This window comes from Asanoa ferruginea (assembly GCF_003387075.1).
Taxonomy (GTDB): domain Bacteria; phylum Actinomycetota; class Actinomycetes; order Mycobacteriales; family Micromonosporaceae; genus Asanoa; species Asanoa ferruginea.
The window spans coordinates 3311372-3335246 of sequence record NZ_QUMQ01000001.1 but is presented as its reverse complement, the minus strand read 5'-3'; the positions used below and the strand labels follow the sequence as shown (position 1 = coordinate 3335246).

General features: G+C 71.2%; 17 protein-coding genes. 9 read left to right on the top strand and 8 right to left on the bottom strand.

What is annotated here, in order from left to right:
* Window positions 1–108: 108 nt before the first annotated feature.
* Window positions 109–2496 carry a glycoside hydrolase family 3 N-terminal domain-containing protein gene (locus DFJ67_RS15760; RefSeq protein ID WP_308442554.1) on the top strand — a complete coding sequence of 796 codons (2388 nt, stop codon included), beginning with the start codon at window positions 109–111 and terminating at the stop codon, window positions 2494–2496.
* A 14-nt stretch (window positions 2497–2510) separates the two neighbouring features.
* Window positions 2511–3545: a substrate-binding domain-containing protein gene (locus DFJ67_RS15755; RefSeq protein WP_239097332.1), complete on the top strand. Its 1035-nt coding sequence runs from the start codon at window positions 2511–2513 to the stop codon at window positions 3543–3545.
* Here DFJ67_RS15755 and DFJ67_RS15750 read toward each other — a convergent pair.
* Entirely contained in the window at window positions 3542–4588 is a 1047-nt protein-coding gene (locus DFJ67_RS15750) for a LacI family DNA-binding transcriptional regulator (protein WP_203783862.1), read from the bottom strand. The genes DFJ67_RS15755 and DFJ67_RS15750 overlap by 4 nt on opposite strands.
* A 48-nt stretch (window positions 4589–4636) precedes the next feature.
* The gene (locus DFJ67_RS15745) at window positions 4637–6064 is read right to left on the bottom strand and encodes an APC family permease (protein ID WP_116068582.1); all 1428 of its coding nucleotides are present in this window, start codon (window positions 6062–6064) and stop codon (window positions 4637–4639) included.
* Window positions 6065–6176: 112 nt separating this feature from the next.
* Here DFJ67_RS15745 and DFJ67_RS15740 point away from each other — a divergent pair, with 112 nt between their 5' ends.
* Both DFJ67_RS15740 and DFJ67_RS15735 read left to right on the top strand, forming a co-directional pair.
* Window positions 6177–6650 carry an Lrp/AsnC family transcriptional regulator gene (locus DFJ67_RS15740; RefSeq protein WP_116068581.1) on the top strand — a complete coding sequence of 158 codons (474 nt, stop codon included), beginning with the start codon at window positions 6177–6179 and terminating at the stop codon, window positions 6648–6650.
* A 46-nt stretch (window positions 6651–6696) separates the two neighbouring features.
* Window positions 6697–8913, top strand: coding sequence for a tetratricopeptide repeat protein (locus DFJ67_RS15735; RefSeq protein WP_147315515.1), 2217 nt, complete (start codon window positions 6697–6699; stop codon window positions 8911–8913).
* On the opposite strand, the gene DFJ67_RS15730 is transcribed toward DFJ67_RS15735, so the two are convergent.
* Window positions 8914–9318 (bottom strand): MarR family winged helix-turn-helix transcriptional regulator, encoded by a 405-nt coding sequence (locus DFJ67_RS15730; protein ID WP_239097331.1) that lies wholly within the window; start codon window positions 9316–9318, stop codon window positions 8914–8916.
* Window positions 9319–9402: 84 nt separating this feature from the next.
* Here DFJ67_RS15730 and DFJ67_RS15725 point away from each other — a divergent pair, with 84 nt between their 5' ends.
* The gene (locus DFJ67_RS15725) at window positions 9403–10326 is read left to right on the top strand and encodes a quinone oxidoreductase family protein (protein WP_116068579.1); all 924 of its coding nucleotides are present in this window, start codon (window positions 9403–9405) and stop codon (window positions 10324–10326) included.
* 14 nt (window positions 10327–10340) lie between these two features.
* Here DFJ67_RS15725 and DFJ67_RS15720 read toward each other — a convergent pair whose 3' ends face one another.
* A complete protein-coding gene (locus DFJ67_RS15720; protein ID WP_116068578.1) occupies window positions 10341–13742 on the bottom strand; it encodes a phosphodiester glycosidase family protein in 3402 nt (1133 codons plus the stop codon).
* Window positions 13743–13869: 127 nt separating this feature from the next.
* Here DFJ67_RS15720 and DFJ67_RS15715 point away from each other — a divergent pair, with 127 nt between their 5' ends.
* Entirely contained in the window at window positions 13870–15027 is a 1158-nt protein-coding gene (locus DFJ67_RS15715) for an erythromycin esterase family protein (RefSeq protein ID WP_116068577.1), read from the top strand.
* A gap of 7 nt (window positions 15028–15034) precedes the next feature.
* On the opposite strand, the gene DFJ67_RS15710 is transcribed toward DFJ67_RS15715, so the two are convergent.
* Together DFJ67_RS15710 and DFJ67_RS15705 are read right to left on the bottom strand one after the other, a co-directional pair.
* Complete coding sequence (locus DFJ67_RS15710) at window positions 15035–16216, bottom strand: S8 family serine peptidase (RefSeq protein ID WP_116068576.1); 1182 nt, start codon at window positions 16214–16216, stop codon at window positions 15035–15037.
* A 140-nt stretch (window positions 16217–16356) separates the two neighbouring features.
* Complete coding sequence (locus DFJ67_RS15705) at window positions 16357–18018, bottom strand: purple acid phosphatase family protein (protein ID WP_116068575.1); 1662 nt, start codon at window positions 18016–18018, stop codon at window positions 16357–16359.
* Window positions 18019–18218: 200 nt separating this feature from the next.
* Here DFJ67_RS15705 and DFJ67_RS15700 point away from each other — a divergent pair, with 200 nt between their 5' ends.
* A complete protein-coding gene (locus DFJ67_RS15700) occupies window positions 18219–18692 on the top strand; it encodes a hypothetical protein (protein ID WP_116068574.1) in 474 nt (157 codons plus the stop codon).
* Here DFJ67_RS15700 and DFJ67_RS15695 read toward each other — a convergent pair.
* Window positions 18689–19516 carry a carbohydrate ABC transporter permease gene (locus DFJ67_RS15695; protein WP_116068573.1) on the bottom strand — a complete coding sequence of 276 codons (828 nt, stop codon included), beginning with the start codon at window positions 19514–19516 and terminating at the stop codon, window positions 18689–18691. The two genes, DFJ67_RS15700 and DFJ67_RS15695, sit on opposite strands and share 4 nt — an antisense overlap.
* Window positions 19513–20394, bottom strand: coding sequence for a carbohydrate ABC transporter permease (locus DFJ67_RS15690; protein WP_116068572.1), 882 nt, complete (start codon window positions 20392–20394; stop codon window positions 19513–19515). Before DFJ67_RS15690 ends, DFJ67_RS15695 begins: the two co-directional genes overlap by 4 nt.
* A gap of 91 nt (window positions 20395–20485) precedes the next feature.
* Here DFJ67_RS15690 and DFJ67_RS15685 point away from each other — a divergent pair, with 91 nt between their 5' ends.
* Window positions 20486–22552 (top strand): NPCBM/NEW2 domain-containing protein, encoded by a 2067-nt coding sequence (locus DFJ67_RS15685; RefSeq protein ID WP_116068571.1) that lies wholly within the window; start codon window positions 20486–20488, stop codon window positions 22550–22552.
* Window positions 22553–22582: 30 nt separating this feature from the next.
* The gene (locus DFJ67_RS15680) at window positions 22583–23869 is read left to right on the top strand and encodes an ABC transporter substrate-binding protein (protein WP_116068570.1); all 1287 of its coding nucleotides are present in this window, start codon (window positions 22583–22585) and stop codon (window positions 23867–23869) included.
* The last annotated feature ends 6 nt before the right edge of the window (window positions 23870–23875 follow it).

Sequence of the window (23875 nt, the reverse complement as noted above, 5' to 3'; positions counted from 1 at the left end):
CATGGACTCGCTGCTGACCGCCGATCGTCGGCCGGCCAGACACGGGCACTACAACCTTCGAAAGTTTCGAAGACCGATCCCCTATCTTGCGCGAAGGAGGCACCTGCCGTGACGGCCCCGGAGTCGCAACTCGCGACATACCCCTGGCACGACACCACCCGGTCGGTCGCCGACCGGGTCGAGCTCCTCCTGCGCGAGATGACGCTCGAAGAGAAGATCGCCCAGCTCGGCAGCCGTTGGCTGCGCAAAGACCTGCACGAGGAAGAGGCGGAGCAGATCTTCGCGCCCGACCACAACGTGGCGCCGATGCAAGACGTGTTCTCGGCCGGCGACCTGCCGCTCGACGAGGCGAGCCGGCACGGTCTGGGCCACCTCACCCGGGTCTACGGCAGCGCGCCGGTGACCGCCGTCGACGGCGCGGCCGAGCTCGTGCGCGAGCACCACGTCGTGCTCGACGCACACCGGCTGCGCATTCCGGCGCTGGTCCACGAGGAGTGCCTGACCGGCTTCACCAGCTATGGCGCCACGGTCTACCCCGCCGCGATCGCCTGGGGCGCCACGTTCTCCCCCGACCTGGTCGAGCGGATGGCCGCCGCGATCGGTCGCGACATGGCCGCCGTCGGTGTCCACCAGGGACTCTCGCCGGTGCTCGACGTGGTGCGCGACTACCGCTGGGGCCGGGTCGAGGAGACCATGGGCGAAGATCCCTACCTGGTCTCGATGCTCGGCGCGGCCTACGTTCGCGGGCTCCAGAGCGCCGGGGTGATCGCCACCCTCAAGCACTTCGCCGGCTACTCGGCCTCCCGCGGCGCGCGCAACCACGGCCCGGTGTCGATGGGCCGCCGCGAGCTGATCGACGTGATCCTGCCGCCGTTCGAGACGGCCGTGGCCACCGCGGCGGCCGGCTCGGTGATGAACTCCTACGCCGACGTCGACGGCATCCCCGCCGGCGCCGACCACTGGCTGCTCACCGACGTGCTCCGCGACGACTGGGGCTTCACCGGCACGGTGGTCTCCGACTACTGGGCGGTGCCGTTCCTCGCTTCGATGCACCGCGTCGCGGCCGACGACGCGGGCGCCGGCGCGCTGGCGCTGGCGGCCGGCATCGACGTCGAACTGCCCGACACGATCGGCTACGGCGCCGCGCTGCTCGCCCAGGTGCGCTCCGGCGCGGTGGCTGAGGAGTTGGTCGACCGGGCCGCCCGCCGGCTGCTCACCCAGAAGGTCGAGCTGGGCCTGCTCGACCCGGGTTGGACGCCCGAGGGCTCGGTTTCCGGCGCGGCCTCGGTCGACCTGGACTCGGCCGGCAACCGGGCGCTGGCCCGGGAGATCGCCGAGCGGTCGATCGTGCTGCTCGACCCCGGCACGGCGTTGCCGCTGCGCGATGTGCGGCGGGTCGCGGTGGTCGGGCCGTGCGCGGCCGAGCCGCGTACCTTCATGGGCTGTTACGCATTCCCCAACCACGTGCTGCCGCGGCATCCCGGGCTCGGTCTGGGTGTCGACGTGCCGACCGCGGTCGACGCGCTGCGCGCTGAGCTGTCCGATGTAGACGTCGTGCACGCGTTGGGTTGCGAGATCCAGGGCGACGACCGGTCCGGCTTCGCCGAGGCGGTCGAGGCGGCCCGCTCGGCCGACGTCTGTGTCGCGTTCGTCGGCGACATCGCCGGCCTGTTCGCGCACGGCACGTCCGGCGAGGGCTGCGACGCGCCCGACCTGCGGCTGCCCGGCGTCCAGGCCGACCTGCTCACCGAGTTGGTGGCCACCGGCACACCGGTCGTGGTGGTCGTGGTCTCCGGCCGCCCCTACGCACTCGGCGACCTGCACGGCCACGCGGCCGCCCTGGTCCAGGCGTTCATGCCGGGCGAGGAGGGCGGCGCGGCGATCGCCGGCGTGCTCTCCGGCCGGGTGCAGCCCAGCGGCAAGCTGCCCGTGCAGGTGCCGCGCCTGCCCGGTGCCCAGCCCGGCACCTACCTCCAGCCCCCGCTCGGTGCCGAGAGCACCGACATCAGCAGCCTCGATCCCGCGCCGCTGTTCCCGTTCGGCCACGGCCGGTCCTACACCACGTTCACTGTGGACGACCTGCGACTGTCGTCCACCGAGGTGCCGACCGACGGCGAGTTCACGGCCACCGTGCGGGTCCGCAACACCGGCACCCGCGCCGGCGACGAGGTCGTGCAGCTCTACCTGCACGATGTGGTCGCCCAGGTGGTGCGCCCGGTCAAGCAGCTCGCCGGCTTCGCGCGGGTCACCCTGGCTCCGGGCTCAGCCGCCGATGTGCGGTTCTCGGTGCACGCCGACCGCACCGCGTTCACCGGCCGCGATCTGCGCCGGATCGTCGAGGCCGGCGACATCGACGTGCATGTCGGCACGTCCGCCGCCGACCTGCCGTGCCACGGTACGGTACGGCTGGTCGGCCCGACCCGCGTCGTCGGGCACGACCGGCGCCTCGACACTCCAGCAGACGTCGAGCCGGCCCCGGGTGACGCTGGTCCGTGATGGGAGGAAGATCCGTGCCGCCCAAGGATGGCCGCACGACGCTGGCGACCGTCGCCGCGTCGGCCGGCGTCTCGGTGACGACCGTGTCCAAGGTGGTCAATGGTCGCGCCGACGTGGGCCCCGAGACCCGGGCATTGGTGGAGTCGCTGCTGGAGCAGCACGACTACATTGGCCGGCGGTCACCGTCGCCCAAGGGCAGCCCCGCCACCGCTCGCATCGAGCTGATGTTCAAGGGCGACCTCAACGCCTACTCGACCGAGATCATCCAAGGCGTGCTCGACGCGGGCAGCGAGGCCGGCGTCTCGGTCGCGCTCAGCGCCCGCCCGCCACGCCCGGCCGGCGCCGAGCCCGACCGCCCGCGCGGCTGGGCCCGCGACCTGGCGGCGGCGGGTCGCCGGGCGGTCATCGCGGTGGTCGACGAACTGACCTCCGGCGACCTGGCCGCGCTGTCCCGCGCCCACCTGCCGCTGGTCGTCATCGACCCGCTCAACCTGCCCCGCAACTGGGTGCCCAGCGTCGGTTCGACCAACTTCGCGGGCGGGATGGCCGCGGCACAGCACCTGCTCGCGCTCGGCCACCGGCGGATCGGCTACGTCGGCGGCTCCACCAAGTCGGCCTGCAACCAGGCCCGGCTGCACGGCTACCGGGCCGCGATGGAGGCGGCCGGCGTCACCGTGCCCGACGAATACCAGCGCACCGGCGACTTCCGCTATCAAGACGGGGTGGAGGGCGGTGCCGCGCTGCTCGACCTGCCGTCACCACCGACGGCGGTGTTCGCCGGCAGCGACGAGACGGCGGCCGGCGTGATCGAGGCGGCCCGGGGCCGCGGCCTGCGGGTGCCCGACGACCTGAGCGTGGTCGGCTTCGACGACACCGACGTCGCCCGCCTCGCGTCACCGCCGTTGACCACGGTGCGGCAACCGTTGCGAGAGATGGGCGGCGTCGCGCTGCGCACCGCGCTGCGGTTGGCCGCCGGCGAAAAGCTCGACTCCCACCACGTCGAGCTGGCGACGGAGCTGATCGTTCGCGGCTCGACCGCCCCCCGCTAGCGCTTATCCGCGGGCGGCGCGGTCGACTCGCGCAGGACGAGCGTGGTGGCCAGCTCCACGTGATGCGAGTCGAGCGGCTCGCCGGAGATCAGGCGCAGCAGCGTGCGCAGGGCGACCCGGCCCATGTCGCGCAACGGTTGCCGCACCGTGGTCAACGCGGGCGTCGACATCACCGTCAGGTAGGTGTCATCGAAGCCGACGATGCTGAGCTGTGAGGGGATGCGCAGATCGCGCGCCTGCGCGGCGGCGAACACCCCCATGGCGGTGGGGTCGCTGGCCGCGAACACGGCCGTCGGCGGGTTGTCGGCGTCGAGCAGCTCGCCACCGAGCGCCAGCCCCGACGGGAAGTCGAAGGAGCCGTTGCGGATCAGCGCCGGATCGGCCCGGATGCCGGCGTTTTCCAGCGCGGCGCGATAGCCGTGCAGCCGGGCCCGGCTCGGCGAGGACGCGACCGGCCCGCCGATGAACGCGATCCGCTGGTGGCCCAGCCGGATCAGGTGGTCGGTGGCTTCGAGGCCGCCGCTCCAGTTGGTCGCGCCGACGCTGACCACGTCGGTGCGCGGCAGGTTGACCGGGTCGATGACGACCAGCGAAAGCCCGGCACGGTCAAACGCGGCAAGCTGGCGCGAGGTGAGCTCGGAGGTGACCACGATGAGCCCCTTGCGGCCCGCGTCGGTCATCCGCCGGGCCCAGGCGGCCTCGGTGCGCGGCGGCCGGTCGGTCAGCGTGGGCAGCCGGCGGACCACGACGTCGACGCCGAGCTCGTCGCCGCCGTCGGTGACGCCGTGCAGCACCTCGGTGGCGTAGGGACTGATGATGTCGTCGAAGACCAGCTCCACGGTGCGGGTGGGCGCCGCCGTGCCGCGGCTGCGCGCACCCGGCGGGATGTAGTTGTGCTGCCGCAACGCCTCCTCCACCCGCGCCCGGGTGTCGTTGGCGACGTCGGCCCGCCCGTTGAGCACCTTCGAGACGGTCGGCAGCGAAACGCCACACGACTCGGCGACCATCGCGAGCGTCGCCCGCCGCCCGACCTCAGCCGGCACCCGTTCCCCCCACCCTCGAAAATGTTTCGAGCACCCTTCCTGCGGAGACTAGCTGCGCGAACGGGCCGCCTTCAAGGGAGTTCCGGCCGGGTGGTGGGTCAGCCGATCGGCAGGTTCGGGCGGCCGCTTCCGGTTGACGGCGGCCGCCGCGGTGACCAGAGCGGCCGGAATCAGCGCGGCGCCACAGAAGCCCAGGACCACGGCGACGATCCCGAACGCGACGGCGGAGCAGGCTCGCGGGATGCCGCGCAGCAGTCGCCAGCCGGCCGCGGTGCAGCCGAGATAAACCACCAGGAAGAACGTGGTGGGCACGTTGACCAGCGTGGCCAGCCCGATCGCGCCGGTGGCCAGCGGCACGATGAGGATCGCGCCGGACGCGAGGATCGCGAGCGCGAGCCACGCCGGCATCGTGCCGCGCAAATCATCGGCGGGGCGCGCCCCGCCCTGATCGCGACCACCGCTCCGCGATGCCGGCACCGCCGCCCCCAGATCGGCCGCTCCACGCAGATCGCGACCGCCGCTCTCCGGCAGCGGCACAGGCGCACCCCAACCTGTCCCGGGACCGGTCCGGGAAGCCGATTGCTGGGCGCCCGCGGTGCGCAGGGCGCGGGCGAGGCCGGCCGCGCCGGACATGTAGGCGAGGACGGCGCCGACGGTGAGGACGACCGCGCCGACGGCCGCGACCGCCGTGCCCGCGTCGCCCAGCCCGAGCGTGAGCAGCGCCGCGAGCGGCACCTCCGTCCCAGCGCGGGGCCCGAGGGCCGCGACGGTCACCGTGCCCAGCGCGAGGTAGACCACGGTCGTGGCGGCGAACGCGATGGCGATGACCACCGGCAGTTGCCGGCGCGGTTGGGCGAACCGCGTGGTCAGCGGCGCGATCGCCTCCCACCCCACGAACGCCAGCATCAGCGTCGCCGCGGCGCGGCCGACCGCCGACCAGCCGTGCGGTGCGAACGGCGTCCAGTTGGCGGCCGCGCTGGCCGGGGCGGCGGAGGCGACCGCGCCGACCACCACGGCCAGCAGCAGCGCCACAAGTCCGAACTGGACGGTCGATGACGTGCGCAGCCCGCGGGCGACGACGCCGAGAGCTCCCAACAGCAGCAGGGCGGCCGTGGTGGCGGCGACCCGGACACCGCCGCCGGTCAGTTCGGCCACGTAGTTGCCGCCGATCACGCACACGATCGGCGCTCCGGCGATCACGCCGGCCAGGAAGCACCAGGCGACCGCCCGGCCGGCGCGGTCACCGAGGCCGGCCCTCGCGTAGCCCCACACTCCCCCGGCCGACGGGTGCCGCACCCCCAACGCCGCGAACACCACCGCGAACAGCGCCGACGCGCCTAGCAGCACCACCCACGCGACGATCGACGCCGGGCCGGCCTGGTGCGCGGCGAGACCGGGCAGCAGCAGCAGGCCCGGCCCGAGCAGCGCTCCAATGTAGAGGGCCGTGCCGCGGACGACGCCGATATCGCTACTCATGCATCGAAGTCTGACAGCGCCACCGCCGCACGCGATGGCAAATATGGTCGCCCAGAGGCGCCATGACGCAACAGCGTTGCGCAGAATGCGACCAGCACGCAATCATGTGCCGATGCCCTCGTATGATGCCACCGACCGGGCCATCCTGACCCGGCTCCAGCATGACGGCCGGATCGCCAACGTCGATCTGGCCGACGCCGTCGCCCTCTCGCCGTCGGCCTGCCTGCGCCGGGTGCGTGCGCTCGAGCAGGACGGGTTGATCGCCGGTTATCGGGCCGAGCTCGACCGGGCCCGGCTCGGCCTCGACCTGACCGTCTTCGTCGAGCTGCGGGTCGAGCGGCACTCCCGCGAGACGGCGGCCCGGATCGAGGCGGCCCTGACCGCCATCCCCGAGGTCGTCGCCTGCCACGTCGTCGCCGGCCGCGCCGACTTCATGGTCGAGGCGGCGGTCGCCAACCTGGCGGCGTACGAACGGCTGCTCATCGATCAGATCTTGACCATTCCCTCGATCGTCGACGCGCACAGCACGTTCGCGATCAGAACCGTCAAGACCCGCGGTCCCCTGCCGGTGTCGCAGCTTCCCTGACGATGACTCGTTGGACAGCCGCTCGCGGTATGTCCATTCTGGTGCGATGGACGACGACCCCGCTGACCTGATCTCCGCCGGTCAACCGCTGGAGGCCGTCGACCTGCTGCTCCGGGACGGCGCTACGACAGCGGACGGGCTGCGCAGCTTGGCACGGGCCGAACGCGAACTCGGTCACCTGCGGCTGGCCGCCGGTCTCTTCGCGGCCGCCGACCGCGTGGGCCCGCCAACTCCCACCGACGCCGCGGAGTTCGTCGCCCTGCTGGTCGGCTTCCGCGCCTTCCGCCGCGCGCTGGCCTTCACCGCCAAGCTGCCCGAGGAGGTGCGCGACGCGACGCCCATGCGGGAGGCGCTCGCGGAGACCTACCGCGCGATGGAACTGTTCGCCCTCGAGGTCGACGCCTACCGCCACACGGTCGGTCCGCTCCAGCGGGTGCGGCGGCGAAGTTGGTGGCGCACCGGCGGGCCGGTCGGGTGGCTCCGGCGGCGGCGCCGATCGCGGGATCAGGCGGCCGAGGAGTTCTGGCCGGCCGACGAACCCGACATCACGGAGGCCGACCTGCCCGCGGCCGACCTCGTCGGCCAGGCCGAACGCCGGCGGGGACGGGACGGCCGGGTGCGGGCGGCGCTCGCCGCTGCCGAGGCGATGTTCGACGCCGACGACCTGGTCGGCGCGTTCGACACGCTCACCGCAGCGGTCGCCGTCGACGGTGACAGCACCGACCTGCTCGCCCGGCTGGCCACGATCTGCCGCTATCTGCGGATGGACGGGCAGGCGCTGGAACTCCTCGCGGCGGCGCGCGGGATCGACCCGACCGACATCCATCTCGCCGACGTCAACGCCTGGACGCTGCTGGAGAACGGGCGTCTCCGCGAGGCCCTCGCGCTGCTCGACGGGCTTCCGGCGGTACCCGGTCAACACCCGGAGATCCGCGAGACGCGGGCGGAGATCTACTGGTCGATGGGCCTGCCCACGCTGGCCCGCCGGGCGTTCGGCGACCCGTTGACCCTCTCGGGAGCGCAGCGCCGCCGGCGGCTCGCGATCTGGTTGCGCGCCGGTGGTCCGCTGCGGGCGCTGCTCTGGCGGCCGCGGCGGTTCGAGGAGCGCACGTTGCGCGACTGGCGCTACTCGAGCCGGCACCTGCCGCTGCTGGAGCCGCTCGCCCGATCGACGCCCGACCCGGCGGCGGTGGTCGCCCGGGTCGACCGCTTCCTCCAGCACGCCGTGGTCATCCAGCAGCGCTGGTGGAGCATCGGCTGGTTCACCCGGCGACTGTCGTTGCTCGCCGGCGCGGTGCTCGCCTGGTTCGGCCTCCGCTGGCTGGTCGAGTCCCGAACGGCCCTGGACGGGCCGGGATTCGCCTCGGTCGGCCTCCTCCTGACCGTGGGCGTGCTGCTGGTGTTCTTCCGGTTCGCATCGGCACCGACCTGGGACGGCGTCCTGATCCGCGGCGCACCCATCGGAATGGTCGCGGTCGCTCTCGGGTACGCGCTGGTCAGCTTCCTGGATCAGCAGCACTGGGCCGTGCTGCTGGGCGGCAGCCTGATCGCGGCGACCGGGATGGCAACGCTCTTCTTCGTCAGCGCCGCGGTGCCGACCTGGTCGTCGATCGTCGCCGAGCGCAGGTTGTGGCGGCGCAACCCCCGCGAGGAGATCCTCGACGACTTCCTGTGCGTGCTCTACGAGGTCGACGACGAGCACAAGCGCAACGACCTCACCGAACGGGCCCGCTGGGTCGCCAAGATCGAGCGCGCGGCCCGCTTCATCGAGCATCAGCTACCGCGCGCGTTCGGTCCGGCCGACGCCGCGACGGTCGTCTGGCGGGCCGACCGTGCGGCCGGGGCGGCGACCGCCGTCCGCCAGCTCAAGCGACATCTGATCGCACCCCGGGCCGACAGTTGGGACCGGCTCGTCGCCGGGTTGCGGGCGGCCACCATCGCGGTCGCCTCCGGCCAACTCGGGGATCTGCGGTGGGCCAGCCCGGTGTCGGTCGACCCGCGCCGGCGGCTCAAGCTCGCCCTGGGGATCGCCCGCACGGTCGCCGTCGCCGCGATCCCGTTCGCCGTCGTGCTCGCGGTCACGCCGCTCGTCGACTTCGACAGCGAGACGCTGCGCTGGGCCCGGCTGGCGACGCTCGGCTGGGCGGTCATCTACCTGTTGATCGCCGCCGACCCCAATCTCAAGGACAAGATCGAGGTGGCTCAGAGCACCGCCAACTTCCTGCGCGGCAGCCGCACCGAGCCGGACCGCCCGGAGAAATAGTCAGCGCAGGATGCGGCCCAGCAACCCGGCCAGCGATCGGCGTTCGTCGGCGCCGAGTTGGTCGGTGAGCGGCGCCAACGCCCGCTGAAGGTCGGCCTGAAGCACCTCCGCCAGTTGCAGCCCGGCGGCCGTCATGGAGACGTCGACGGCCCGGCTGTCGACCGGGCTCTTGCGGCGCTCCAGGAGGCCGCGCCGGACGGCCCGGTCGACCAGGCCGGACAGGGTCGACTTCTCCAGGCCGAGGAAGTCGGCCAGCTCCGACATCCGCAGCGTGCGGTCGCGCAGGATGCCCAGCACCCGCAGCTGGGTCAGCGACAGGTCGTTCTCGGCCGCGATCCGCGTGAGCGCGCCCATCACCACGAACGCCGACTGGGCCAGGGCATCGACAAGCGGCTCGGTAGGCACCACCCAAGCCTACTTGACATGGTTCGTAATACCAACCATCCTGTAGATAGTTCGTGTTGCCAACTATCAGGCAGGAGAACTGTCATGCGAGCAGCCGTCGTCACCGCGTTCGACGCCCCACCGCGATTCAGCGAGTTCCCCGACCCCGTCGCCCACGGTGCGGACGAGACCGTGGTCGAGGTGCTCGCCGCCGGGCTGCACCCGCGGGTGCGCTCGCAGGCCGACGGGTCGCACTACACCAGCACCGACGAGCTTCCGCTGGTGCCCGGCATCGACGCCGTCGTGCGCGACCCGCGCGGCCGCATCCGCTACGCCGTCCTCGACGACACCACGCTCGGCACGATGGCCGAGCGCACGGTCATCGACCTCCGCCGGAGCGTCGTGCTGCCGAGCGGCATCGACCCGGTGCGGATCGCCGCGGCGATGAACCCCGCGATGTCGTCGTGGGTCGCGCTGCGCCGGCGGGTCGACTTCCCGCGCCGGCAGCGGGTGCTCGTCCTCGGCGCGACCGGCAGCGCCGGCCGGATGGCGATCCAGGTCGCCAAGCGGTTCGGCGCCAAGCAGGTGATCGCCGCGGGCCGCGACCGCGCCCTGCTCGCCGAACTCGACGTGGACCGGGCCGTTACCTTCGACGAGTTGGCCGGAGCCGCCGACGTCGACGTGGTCGTCGACTACGTCTGGGGCGAGCCGGCCGCCCGGGCGATGGTCGACCTGCTCACCGCCCGGAAAGACCGCGGCGCACCGCTGACCTGGATCCAGATCGGTTCGGTCGCCGGCCCGACCGCCCCGATCCCGTCCGCCGCCCTGCGCTCGGCCCGCCTGAGCATCGTCGGCAGCGGCATCGGGTCGGTGCCCGGCCGGGACTTCGTCGCCGAACTACCCAAGCTCGCCGCGGCGGTTGCCAAGGGCGATTTCGACGTACGCGCCCGCGCGGTCGCCCTGGCCGACGTCGAACAGGCCTGGGCCGAGGCCCGCAAGACCCGCGATCGCCTGGTCGTCGTCCCCTGAGCGACAGCCTGGGGTCAGCCCGCCCGCAGTGACACGGTCGCGGTTGCCTTGACTCCGTTGACGGTCAGCGTCAGGGTCACCGTGCCGCCCGCCCGGAGCGCGGTCAGCCGGCCGGTCGACGGGTCGAACCAAGCCCGGTCGCCAGGACCGACGCCGACCAGCGATTCTCCGATGTGGACGGACGACCCTGACCACTGAGCCGTGACCGGCGGCGCGACCGGCACCACCCGCCCGCCCGGCTGGGTCAACGTCGCCGTTACCGGCGAAGGACTGCCGACCGCGACCGAGTCCGGCGCGACCAGCGTCACCGCGTCAACATGTGCGTTGACCTCGGCGGAGATCCAACGTGGACCGGATGCCAGCGGATTGACCCGGGCCCGCGCGGCCTCCGCCGGCGTGACCGGGTCGATGCCGAGCATCGTCCAACCGGTGAACCCACCCAGGTGCGGCGCGGTCGACGGCTCCTTGCCGCTGTTGCCGTTGATCAGATACGGCACGCCGTCGACCCTGTCGGCGTGGAACGTGCCGACGTGCCCGCCGACGAACGCGGCGCCCTTGCCGGTGCGGTGCTGGAAGTCGGCCAGCCACTGCTCGACCAGCGCCGCCACCTTGCGGTCACCGAGTTGGCTCGCCTTGGCCGGCGTGGGATCGCGTGGCGGGTGGTGCTCGAAGACCGCGACCGAGCCGACCGCCGGGTCGGTAGCCGCCGAGTCGAGCGCCGCACGGAGAGCACAAAGCTGGTCGAACGGCAGCGTGCCGGTGCTCGTGTCGAGCGTGACGATCCGCGTGCCGTGGTGGTCGAAGACCCGCGAGGTCGGCCCGAACACCGAGGTGAAGTTGCTGATCGGGGCACCCATGATCTCGTGGTTGCCGGGCACGTAGTAGTAGGGCAGGGCGCCGCCCAACTCCTCGTCGAGGATCCGCTTGGCGAGCGCGAAGTCCGCCGGGTAGGCGGTGTCGACCAGGTCGCCGTTGATGATCAGGAAGTCCGGCCCGGCGGCGCGGATCTCGCGCAGCGTCCGGCGGGCCCGCTCGACCTGGTCGCTGTCCGGGTCGGCGGCGACGAACTGCGCGTCGGACATGACCGCCAGCCGCCAGGGCGCGCCGTCGACGGTGCCGTCGCGGAGCACCACCCGATCGGTGCGGGGCGGTTCCGGCGGGACGTCGACCGGCGGCGCCACCCGCGCCACGATGTCGTCGATGACGATGTCGGTCTGATAGGCCTTGGCGGGATCGGTCTCCGCGACATAGAACCGCCGGATCCGCACGGGATACTGCACGCCGGGCGGCACCGCCATTTCGACATACCGCCAGCCGGTCCAGGTGATGTAGGGACCGCGCAAGACGTGCTGCTGGTCGAGCGCGTCGTGCAGGTGCAGGCTCGGCCACTCACCCTTGCCCGTCCCATAGATCCACATGCCGAACGCCTGCGGCTGCCCGTCGACCGGGATCCAGGCCGGCGGGTCGGCATAGGCCGCGCGGGTGCCGGTCGACTGGCCGAAGTCGTACCCCATCCGCAGCCCGGTCCCGGTGTGTCCCGGCGCCGGCGCGACCGATCCGGTGGCCCGCGCGGCGCTGAATTTCCAGGCCGCGGCGTCGTCGAAGGTCGCGACCGGCACGTCGGTCAGCCCGATCGTCACCGGCACCACCGTGCTCCGCCCGGCCACGGTGGCCGTCACGATCCCCGCGCCGCTGCCTGCGGTCGCCCGCACGGTGAAGAACCCGTCGCCGCCGGGAACCACTTCGAAGAGCGTCCTGTCGTACGACAGCCGCACGTCACCCGGCTCGACCGGCGCGCTGTTGCCTTCCGCGTCGTAGCCCACGACACCGAAGCGCCCGGTCGCGCCGGCGCGGTCGAGCGCCACCTTGTCGGCCGTCGCATCCACTCTGGACAGTGGGCCGAGCACTGTCAGGTCGATCGAGCCACGGGCCGCGCCACGCGACGCGGTCACCGTCGCCGTGCCCGGCAGCAGCCCGCGGAACACGCCGCCGGACGACACCACACCGTTGAGCACCCTGCTGGACCGCCAGGTCGGCGCGCCGGCCGCGGGTCCGTAGGTCTCGTCGTAGCCGGCGGCGATGAGCCGCCGGGTCAGCCCGGGGAACACCCGATCCGGGCGGCCACCACGGACCGGCCCGATCCCTGGCGCGGCGGCGGGATCGGTGGCGGTCTCGACCCAGTAGGCGGTGAGCCGCCCGCTGCCCTTGGGCGCGAAGACCGCCAGCCCGTTGGGCACCGGCCGCTCGGAGCCGTCGGAGGGCGCGTTCTCCACCCGCACGGCCGCTGCGCCCGGCTTGCGGGCCAGGAGCGTCGACGAGCCGCCACCGTCGAGGTTGAGCGCCTCGTGGGCACCCAGCGAGGCCATCAGCCGGCCGAGTTCGGTCAGCGTCACGCCCCGGCTGTCGGCCTGGCGGCCGTCGACGGTCAACATGATCATTTTCTTGCCGTCGGCGGAGAAGCCGACCGCGGTACGCGGTTCCGGCGTCACGTCGCCGATGTCCTGCGGCACCCCGCCGCGCACCAGCACCCGGTTGCCACCGACCGCCGCCGTGACCGCCCGGTCGTCGGCGGGTTTGGCCCGGTAGGTCACCTCGACCGGGTCGCCCGGCCGCAGCCCGGCCAGCGCGTCGGCGCCGGCGTCGCGGCCGAGCAGGATCGTGGTGCCGGCCGGCACCGGCCCGCGCCCGGCCGCAGCGCCTACTGTCGCGACCCGCCCGTCGACCAGCGCCACCTCGGTCACCCGGGCCGCACCGGCGACCGCTCGGGCCCGGTCGTAGTCGCCCCAGAGCGCCGTGAACACGCCGACGCCGCCGGCCTGCACGAGGTTGTTGAACTGGGTCAGCGTGACCGGCCCGCCGGGCAGCGCCGCGCTGCCGTCGAAGTAGAACTGCACCACCCGGCCGACCCCGTCCGGCCCGATCGCGACACCGTCCGGGTGCCCGGCGACCGGCGACTGGACGAGCGCGCCGTCGCGTACGCCGATGCCTTGCGCGGCACCCGACTGGTTGATGTCGAAGAAGTCGCCGTTGACGGCCGCGACCGCGCCGGCCTCGTCGGCGACGCCACGCAGCGGCGCGGTGCGGGCGACGGCACCGGTGTTGACATAGCCGACCGACAGCCCAGAGCCGCCGAGGTCGGCGGTCAGCGCGTCGGCGCGGGTCCAGCCGTTGGCGTCGAGCCGGTCGAACGAGGTCAGTTCGAGCCCGGGCGCGACCGGCCGGGTGCGCCGGTCGGTCTCGATCGACTGGTCGGCCGCCGCGGCGGGCGCGATCAGCGTCGACGGCGCCGGGTAGGACGACGCCGCGGCGCTGTCGACGAGAGTCGCGTCGGCACTCGCCGGAGCGGCCAACGCGAACGCGGCCAGCAGCGGCAACAGCACGAGCCCGGCACGGCGAGCCGATAGACGGTTACCCATGCCGGCGAGCCAACCGCATCACGAAGGAATTCTCAAGAGACGGATGTCGAAGTGAAGGAAAACTTCACGGGTCGGGTGACCCAGGACAGCGCCGGCGGGCGGCCCGGCACCGGTAACGTGCGGACCCATGACCGCACAGGTGATGGCTGGGCTGGCCGCCGGCAGGGAGCTGCTGGCGCTGGGCGAGCCGACACACGGCGAGCCGGCCTTCTCGGCGGTCCGCAACGAGGTCTTCCCCGACCTGGTGGCGGCGGGCTTCCGCTCGATCGTCCTGGAGTCCGACCGGGTCGCCGGCCTCGCGGTCGACGACTACGTGCGCGGTGGCGGGTCGACGCTCGACGCCGCGCTGGCCGCCGGGTTCAGCCCCGGCTTCGGGGCGCTGCACGGCAATCGCGAGCTGGTCGAGTGGCTGCGGGCACACAACGCCGGGCGGCCGCCGGGCGAGCAGGTGTCGTTCCACGGCTTCGACGCGCCGCTGGAGATGACCGGTGCGCCCAGCCCGCGGCGCTATCTCGCGCAGGTGGTCGGCTATCTGGGCGCGCACCTCGACCTGCACAAGCCCGCCGACCTCGATGGCCTGATCGGCGCCGACGACCGGTGGAGCGACCAGGCCGCCATCATGGACCACACGCGTTCCGTCGGCGGCACGCCCGAGGCGCTGCGGCTCCGCGCGATCGCCGACGACCTGCGCACCGAGCTCTACGCCAACGCGCCGCGCCTGGTGGCCGCGTCGTCGCTGGCCGAGTGGCGCCGGGCCGACCTGCACGCCGACGTGGCGGCGCGGTTGCTCGGCTACCACGCGGAGGCGGCCGCACCGGCACTTCAGGCGGTGCGCACGTCACGGCTGCTCGGCGTCCGCGACGCCTGGATGGCGCACAACCTGCTCGACATCCGCGCCCAGGAGCAGCGCCGCGGTCCGACACTGGTGTTCGCGCACAACCGCCACCTGCAACGCCAGCCGAGCACCTGGCAGCTAGCCGGCATGGACCTGGAATGGTCGAGCGCCGGCTCGATCGCGTCGGCCCTGCTCGGCGACCGCTACGCGGTCATCATCGGCAGCCTGGGCGCCAGCGCGGCGCTCGGCCTCCAGCCGGCACTCAACGGCACCTTCGAGGCCGCCCTGACCGAGGCCGCCACCGGCACCACCGTGTTCGACCGCGCCCGGCTCACCGCGGCGCTGGCCGGCCACACCCGGACGGATGCGACACCGGAACAGGGCTACTTCCCGCTCGACGAGCCAACCATCGCGCAGTGCGACGCGGTCCTGCACATTCCGGCGGCCTGAGGACCGGTCACGATCGCAGCCGGAGCCGCAGGACCACGGCGAACACGGCGAGCACGAGCAGACCGGCGAGGGCGACCACGCCGACAACGACGATGAGGATGATCCGCTCTTCGGACTTCCGCGCCGGCTCGGCGACCGGAGCTGGCGCCGCCGACGCGGAGGCGGCCTGCTCGGCCTTCCAACTGTCGTACGCCGCGAAGACCGGGTTCGGACCGCCGTCCGGCACGTTGCCGGTCAGGACCCGGTTGGGCCGGATCATGCCGTAGCCGGTCTGGTCGTCCCGACCGTCCGGGGCGACGTCGAGACAACTGCCGATCAGGCGTCGGACCACCTCGCGGGCCGGCATGTCCGGGTAGGCCGACCGGGCCAGGGCCAAGACGCCCGACGTCAAGGCGGAGGCGCTGCTGGTGCCGCCCGCGCCGGTATGAACCACACCGTCGCGGAGCAATCCCGGCGTGTTCACTCCGGCCGCACCGACCGCCACGTAGGGCTGGCGCTCCGTCTTCGACCACGGTGCGAATTTGTCGCCGGCGACGCCCACGGCACCGACGGCGACCACGCCCGCGCAATCCGCCGGCATCGACGCGTAGTTCTCCTCGTCGCCGACGTTACCCGCGCCAGCCACCACGATCACGTCGTGCTCGATCGCGTAGCCGACCGCCTCCTGCACCTCCGGAACGCACTCGCTGTTGGCAGCTTGGGAGATGTTGATGACCTGCGCGCCATGGTCGACCGCCCACCGGATGCCCTTGCTGAAGGCCCCGATCGCCCCACCGCCGTGGGTGGTCACCGGAAGAATCCTGGCCTTCGGCGCGACGCCGACAAAGCCAGTGGCGGCGCCCTGAGACGCGATCAACGACGCCATGGCGGTGCCGTGCCCGGCGACGGCATCAGGCTCTGTGTCCACGTCGACCCGCCCGTCCGTGCCATGCCCAGTGACGTCCGCGCCGGGAAGCACCACTCCGCGTAGATCCGGCAGATTGGCCTGGACGCCGGTGTCCAGCACCGCGACAATCACCCCTTCGCCCTGGGTACGCGGCCACAACAGCTCGCGAACCTGCCAGGCGTCGAACCACCACTGTGCTGGCAGCGGCTTCGGATATGCCGGTGCGGCCAACGCGACTCCCGCGGGCAGGCCACCAATGCTCACGCCGAGCAGCACCGCCAAGGCCCAGGCCAACCGCCGCATCCGGCATCCCCCGTCGTCCACCCGCCACCATTCGCGACGCGCTGGCGATGGTGACGCGGCAGGCTTGCCAAACCCTTGCCAAGAACCTTGATCGGTCCGAATGCGGGCCGGCCCACGAAGAGGCCGGCCCGCGAAAACGACTACTTCTTGACGGTGATCACCGGGCTGGAGATCTGCTGGGTGCGGCTCTCCAGGTAGACGGTGTGCGTGGTGCCGCCGCTCGCGCTCGCCGGGAGCGTGAACGTGTAGTCCAGCCGGCCCAGCTCGTCGGCCTTCTTGGTGGCGACGAGGATGCCGGGCTTGCCGTCGGCCGTGTTGGTCTTGCGCAGGTAGATCTCGACCGACTCGTTCGGGTCATACCCGTACGCGGTGACGGCCAGCTTGCTGCCCGCCTTCGGCGAGGTGGTGTTGACGGCGACGTGCTCACCGGTCGTGGTGGCCGGCGTGCGCCACTCGTTGACGGTGCGCTCGCCGGCGTCGTTCTTGCGCACCACGACACCGTCGAAGTGCTGCCCGTTGGCGAAGCGCGACTCGTAGGTCAGCGAGTCGGCCTTGACGTCGATCATCTGGTAGAGCTGCGAGTCTTCGGTCTTCGCCATGATGTCGGCACCGTTGTCGGTCCACACCGAACCGTCGATGTCATACATCTTGCCGCCGGAGACGGAGACCGCGTACACGGTGCTGTTGTGCACCAGCGCGGACTGCCGCGACGCGACCGTGCTGCCGCGACCGTAGGTGTGGTCGTGGCCCTGTAGCACCAGGTCCACGCCGTACTTCTCGAACAGCGGACCCCACTGCGCCCGGACGATCGGGTTGTTGCGGCCCTCGGCGGTCGAGTAGACGGGGTGGTGGAAGGTGACCACGGTCCACTTGTTGGGGTTGTCCTTGAGCAGGCCCTCGAGCCACTCGGTCTGCGCGTCCATGTATTGCGGGATGCTCTGCACGTTGGTGTTCAGCCCGATGAACCGCACACCCTGGTAGTCGACGTAGTAGGCGGTCGAGTCGAGCGCCGGCTCGTTGCCCCACGCGGCCGGGCCGTTGTCCGGGTAGGGGAACTGCGGCGCCCAGAACGACGACAGGCTGACGCCGCTGTACTCGTGGTTGCCGGTCACCGAGAGGTTGTTGACCTGGCCGTCGATGAAGCCGCCGGCCGCGTACCACTGGCCCCACTGCTCTTCGCTGTTGGCGGAGTCGATGAGGTCACCGGCGTTGACGATCACCTTGGCCGCCGGGCGGTCGGCGAACGCCTGGCGGAACACCCGCGGGACGGCGCTGTCGATGTAGTTCTGCGCGTCGCCGTAGTAGATGAACGAGAACGGCTGGAGCCCCTCGGCGGCGGTGGTGAAGTCGATCCACTCGCTCCAGTTGGTGCCGTCGCCGACCCGATAGGTGTAACGGGTCGCCGGCTTCAGGCCGGTGAACTCGACGGCGTGGTAGGTCGAGGCGTACCCCAGCGAGGTGGTCACCGGGGTGTTGGAGCTGGCCTTGACGGTTGACACCGCGCCGGCGGCCGGTGCGACGTCGCCGAGGGCCTTCGGTGCCTCGAGGATCTGCGCCTGCGCCCACTCGGCGGACGCCTCGGCACGCCACGAGACGCGCTGGCTGGTGGCGGGCTGGTCGGTCGGGATCAGGATGACGCGGTCCGGGACGGGAGTCGGCTTGTATTGCTCCGCGGCCGGGAACTTCGTCGGCGCGGCGTCACCGAACGCGGCGGGGCCGAACGCGACACCACCGGCGAACAGCGCCGCGGCACCGACGGCCGCCAGCACGGCCCGGCGATGTCCCGAAATCCAAGGACTCAACTGTGGTTCCCCCTCAGGGATCAGCCACCGTCAGGAGCGCGGTGGGACACGCGCATTGAGCCAAAGCCGAACGACCGCGGCCGAACCTCGGAGTTGCCACAGGATGAACTGAAAGCCAGCTGAGAGACGGCTGATCGGCGGTCACCCGGCGGACATCCGTCGTTGGCCCAGCCGATAGCGGGGCCGCCTACGGTCCGCGAGTGGCCGTAACCCGTTGGATCGCCGTCGCGGCGAGCGTGCTGTCGCTCGGCACGTTGTTCGTCGCTCCTCCGGACGCGCCGATGAAGAAGACCGACGCCTTTCTCGATGCCGAGACGACCGGGGTGCTGGGCATCGAGGCCACCGAGTGTTTCGACGACCCGGCCTACTCCCGGATGGCCAACGACCGCGTCGTCATCTATCGCCCCTGCGAGGAAAGTGCCGACAACCAGGCCTTCGGCTTCGTGTACGCACCGGATGGCGCGTTCGACCGCCCGGCCGTGGCGGCGCTGGGCTGGGACCGCTGCGGCGCGGCGTTCGGCAAGCTGTGGCGCGGCGGCTCGGCGGAGGGGCTCGACTTCTACCCGGTGCTGCCGACCGCCGAGACGTGGGCCGACGGCGACCGGGCGCTGATGTGCGTGGTCTACCGGCCGGGCGGCAAGCTGCCCGGCTCGGTGCTCCCCCTCGCCAATTAGCCCTTGGTGGAACCCAATGTCAGCCCTGACACGAACTGCCGTTGCAGGATGAAGAAGACCAGCAGCGTCGGCAGCGCGACGATGATCGAGCCGGCCGACAGCAGGTTGTAATCCGTGAAGAACTCGCCGCGCAGGTTGTTGAGCGAACTGGTGATGGGGAACTTGTCGCCGTCGGAGAGCAGCACGGTGGCCCAGAAGAACTCGTTGTAGATCCAGGTCACCTGCAACGTTGTGAGCGCGGCCAGCGCCGGCCGCACCAGCGGCAGGGTCAGCGTGAAGAACTGCCGGCTGACACCGGCGCCGTCGACCTCGGCTGACTCGTACAACTCATGGGGGATGGTCTTCATGTAGTTGCTCAACACCAGCGTGCAGAAGCCGAGCTGGAACGCGGTGTTGATGAGCACCAGGCCGGTGTAGCTGTTGAGCAGGTCCACCTCGCGGAACGCCCGGTAGATCGGGATGAGCAACGCCTGCGGCGGCAGCAGGTTGGCCGCGACGAAGACGCCGAGCAGCGTGAGGTTGAGCTTGAAGCTGAACCTCGCCAGGACGAACGCCGCGCACGACGACAGGAACAACGTCAGCACGACGGCCGGAACGGTGATGTAGAGCGAGTTGAGGAACTTCTCGCCGAACTCGGCGCGCTGCCAGGCGTCGACGTAGTTCTGAAAGGTGAAGCCACCGAACGAGAAATAGCCGTGCGTGCCGGTGTAGTCGTAGTCGCGCAGGGAGTTGAACAGGCCCCACAACAACGGCACGAGCCAGCCGACCGCCATCACGGTGAGGAACACGTGCAGGACGACGCGGGGCCAACGCAACGGTTTCATCGGTCATCTCCCCTCGTGGTCGCGCGCAAATGGACGACGACGTAGACCGACGAGATCAGCAGCATGATGGTCGCCAGTGCGGAGCCGAAGCCGATCCGGCTCGCTTCGCCGATGATGTTCTGCGCGACCAGCGCCGCGATCACCTCGAGGCCGTTGCGGCCCTTGTTGACGATCCACACGATGTCGAACGCGCGCAGCGACTCGATGATCGTGATGACCAGGACGATCAGGTTGATCGGCCGGAGCACCGGGAAGACGATCGAGAAGAAGGTGCGCGGCTCGCTCGCGCCGTCGACCCGCGCGGCTTCCCGCAACCCCGGGTCGACCGCTTTCAGCCCGGCCAGGTAGATCAGCATGATGTAGCCGGTGTGCTTCCACGCCGTGGCGACCAGCACCGACCAGAGGTTGACGTTGGGATCGCCGTACCAGTCGATCTGGGTGCCCAGCAACGCGTTGAGCAGGCCCTGGTCGCGCGAGTAGATGAGCTGCCAGATGAAGCCGGTCAGCGCCAGCGAGAGGATGACCGGCAGGTAGAACGCGGTCTGGTAGAGCCGGCTGCCGCGGATCTCCTTGTCGAGCAGCACCGCGAGAAACATCCCGAGCGGCGTGGGAATCAGGAACAGGAAGCCCACCCAGATCAGGTTGTGCCAGATCGCCGGCCAGAACGGCGGGTAGATCGTGGCGATGTTCTTGTAGTTCTCGAAGCCGATCCAGTCGATCGAGCCGATCCCGCCGAACCCCTCCCACCGCGAGAACGACAGCGCGACCGAGGAAAGGGCGGGCAACCAGACCAACAGGATGACGAAGATCAATGGTACGCCGATCATGAGCGTGACCACTATCCGGTCACGCAGCGTCAGCCGTCTTCGGGCGGGCATAAGCGCCTCCTCGTGATCAGGCCCTTGCATGATCGTAACCATCAATATTTACTGACGTAACGTTGTAGCGGCACGAAGATTGGTGCGAATCATGCGAAAGCCGCTGTCTTTCCTGGCCGCCGTGATCCTCGGCGCCGCCGCCCTCGCCGTCCCGTCCCCCGCCGCCGCATCCACCCCGGTCGTGCCGATCACCGCGCCGCCGATGGGCTGGAACAGTTGGAACAAGTTCGGCTGCAACATCGACGAAAACCTGATCAAGCAGACCGCCGACGCGATCGTCGCCAACGGCCTCGACGCCCTCGGCTACCGCTACGTCAACATCGACGACTGCTGGATGGCGTCGACCCGCGACGCGCAGGGCCGGCTCCAGCCGCACCCGACCCGGTTCCCGGGCGGCATCCGGGCGCTCGCCGACTACGTCCACGCCCGCGGCCTCAAGCTGGGCATCTACGAGTCGGCCGGCACCGCGACCTGCCAGGGGCTGCCGGGCAGCCTCGACCACGAGGTGGTCGACGCCAACACGTTCGCACTCTGGCAGATCGATCTGCTGAAATATGACAACTGCAACAACCAGGGCCGGCCCGATGCGCAGCGTTACCAGGCCATGGGCGACGCGCTCAAGGCCAGCGGCCGGGCGATCGTCTACAGCATCTGCAACTGGGGCGGTGCCGAGCCGTGGGTCTTCGGGCCCCGGGTGGGTGGCAGCCTCTGGCGCACCACCGGCGACATCTCCGACAACTGGGGCAGCGTCCTGTCGCTGCTCGACCAGCAGAACGGGCTCGAGCCGTTTGCCCGCAACAACGGCTTCAACGACCCCGACATGCTCGAGGTCGGCAACGGCGGGATGACCGCCACCGAATACACCGCGCACTTCAGCCTGTGGGCGCTGCTCAACGCGCCGCTGCTGCTCGGCAACGACCTGCGCTCGATGTCGGCGCAGACGCTCGGCATCATCCGCAACGCCGAGGTCGTCGCCGTCAACCAGGACTGGGGCGGCTCACAGGGCCGCAAGCTGCGCGACTTCGGCGAGACCGAGGTGTGGGCCAAGCCGATGAGCGACGGCGGCGTCGCGGTCGTGCTGTTCAACCGCACGACCGCCAGCGCCACGATCAGCACCTCGGCGGCAGAGGTCGGTCTCGGTGGCTCGACCGGCTATTCGTTGCGCAACCTGTGGACCGGCGCGACCTCGACCTCGACCGGCGCGATCAGCGCGACCGTGGCTGCGCACGGCGTCGCGATGTTCCGGGTCAACCGGTCCGGCACCCTGGCCGCCGCACCCGCGGCCGGCACACACCAGGTCGGCGACCTGGCCTGGCTGGCGTCCAGCAACGGTTGGGGCCCGGCCGAGCGCAACCGGGCCAACGGCGAGCAGGCCGCGGCCGACGGCGGCACACTGACCATCAACGGCACCAGCTACGCGAAGGGCGTCGGCGCGCACGCCGACAGCGCCGTGCACGTCTACCTGGGTCGCGCCTGCCCGCTGTTCACCGCCTCCGTCGGCATCGACGACGAAGTGAGCAACGCGGCGGCCTCGGCCCGCTTCCAGGTGTACGGCGACGGAAGGCTGCTCGCCTACAGCGGCATCAAGCGGGCGGCCGACGGCCCGACCCGGCTGAGCGTGTCGACCGGCGGCTATTCCACTTTGGAGCTTCGGGTCACCGACGGCCGTGGCGACAACACCTACGACCACGCCGACTGGGGCGCCGCCGCGCTGACCTGCACGGCGCCGGGCACCGGTTCGACGCCCGCGTTCTCCGGCAGCAACGGCTGGGGTCCGGCCGAACGCGACCAGTCCAACGGCGAGCAGGCCGTCGGCGACGGCCTGGTGCCCACGGTCGGCGGCGTCAGCTACGTCCGCGCGATCGGCGCGCACGCACCGGCCGACCTCACAGTCGCCCTCGGCGGCACCTGCGAGCGGTTCACCGCCACCGCCGGCATCGACGGCGAGGTCACCTCGGCCACCGCCCGGGTGGTCTTCTCGGTGCTGGCCGACGGCACGCAGATCTACACCAGCGCGCCCGTCACCGTGGCGTCCGGCCCGGTGTCGATCGACCTCGACGTGACCGGCCGGAGCGCGCTGCGTCTGGTGGTCGGCGACGGCGGCAACGGCGTCGACTACGACCACGCCGACTGGGCCGACGCCCGGCTCCTCTGCTGACTTCCGTACTCACATTTTTGGGAGGCTCGGATGAACAACCACATCAACCGGCGGTCTCTGCTGCTCGGCGCGGCCGCCGTCGCCGCCACCCCCGCACTCGCTGCCTGTGGCAGTGACGACGACGGCGGTGGTGCGACCGACAGCGGCTCTGGTCAGGGCGAGGTGACGTTCGGCTCCAACGAGGTGGGCTCGACCTTCGCGAAGCAGCGCCAGGCCGCCGTGACCGACTTCCAGGGCAAGAACGCCGGCATCACGGTCAAGCTCAACGAGATCGACCACAACACGTTCCAGGAGAACATCAACAACTACCTACAGGGCAGCCCCGACGACGTGTTCTCCTGGTTCGCCGGCTACCGGATGCGGTTCTTCGCCAAGCGCGGGCTGGTCGGCGACATCAGCGACGTCTGGCCGCTCGACGGCGTCGCCGACTCGTTCAAGACCGCGAGCACCGGCGACGACGGCAAGCAGTATTTCGTGCCGCAGTCCTACTACCCGTGGGCGATCTTCTACCGCAAGAGCGTCTGGCAGGAGCGCGGCTATACCCCGCCCACCACGATCAACGAGTTGGCCACGCTCGCCGACAAGATGAAGGGCGACGGCCTGGTGCCGGTCGCGTTCGCCGACAAGGACGGCTGGCCCGCGATGGGCACGTTCGACATCCTCAACATGCGGATCAACGGCTACCAGTTCCACATCGACCTGATGGCCGGCAAGGGCTCGTGGGAGAGCGCCGAGGTGAAGAAGGTCTTCGACGCCTGGGCGCAGATCCTGCCCTACCACCAGCCCGACTCGCTGGGCCGCACCTGGCAGGAGGCGGCACAGTCGCTCCAGCAGAAGAAGGCCGGCATGTATCTGCTCGGCACCTTCCTGATCGACCAGTTCCCGCAGGCCGAACGCGAAGACGTCGACCTGTTCACCTTCCCGGCGGTCGACCCCGCCATCGGCGCCGACGCGATCGACGCACCCATCGACGGCTTCTGCATGAGCGCCAAGCCGAAGAACAAGGCCGGTGCCAAGAAACTGCTCGCCTACCTGGCCAGCCCCGACGCGGCGACCGCGGCCAGCAAGCTCGGCGAGCCGTTCATCTCGTCGAACACCAAGGCCGACACCAGTTCCTACACGGCGATCCAGAAGAAGTCGGCCGAGTTGGTCGGCAGCGCGAAGAACATCGCACAGTTCCTCGACCGCGACACCCGGCCCGACTTCGCGTCGACGGTCATCATCCCGGCGTTCCAGGAGTTCATCCGCAAGCCGGGCGACGCCGCGAGCATCCTGAAGAGCATCGAGAGCCAGAAGAAGACCATCTTCATCGACTGACGCCGG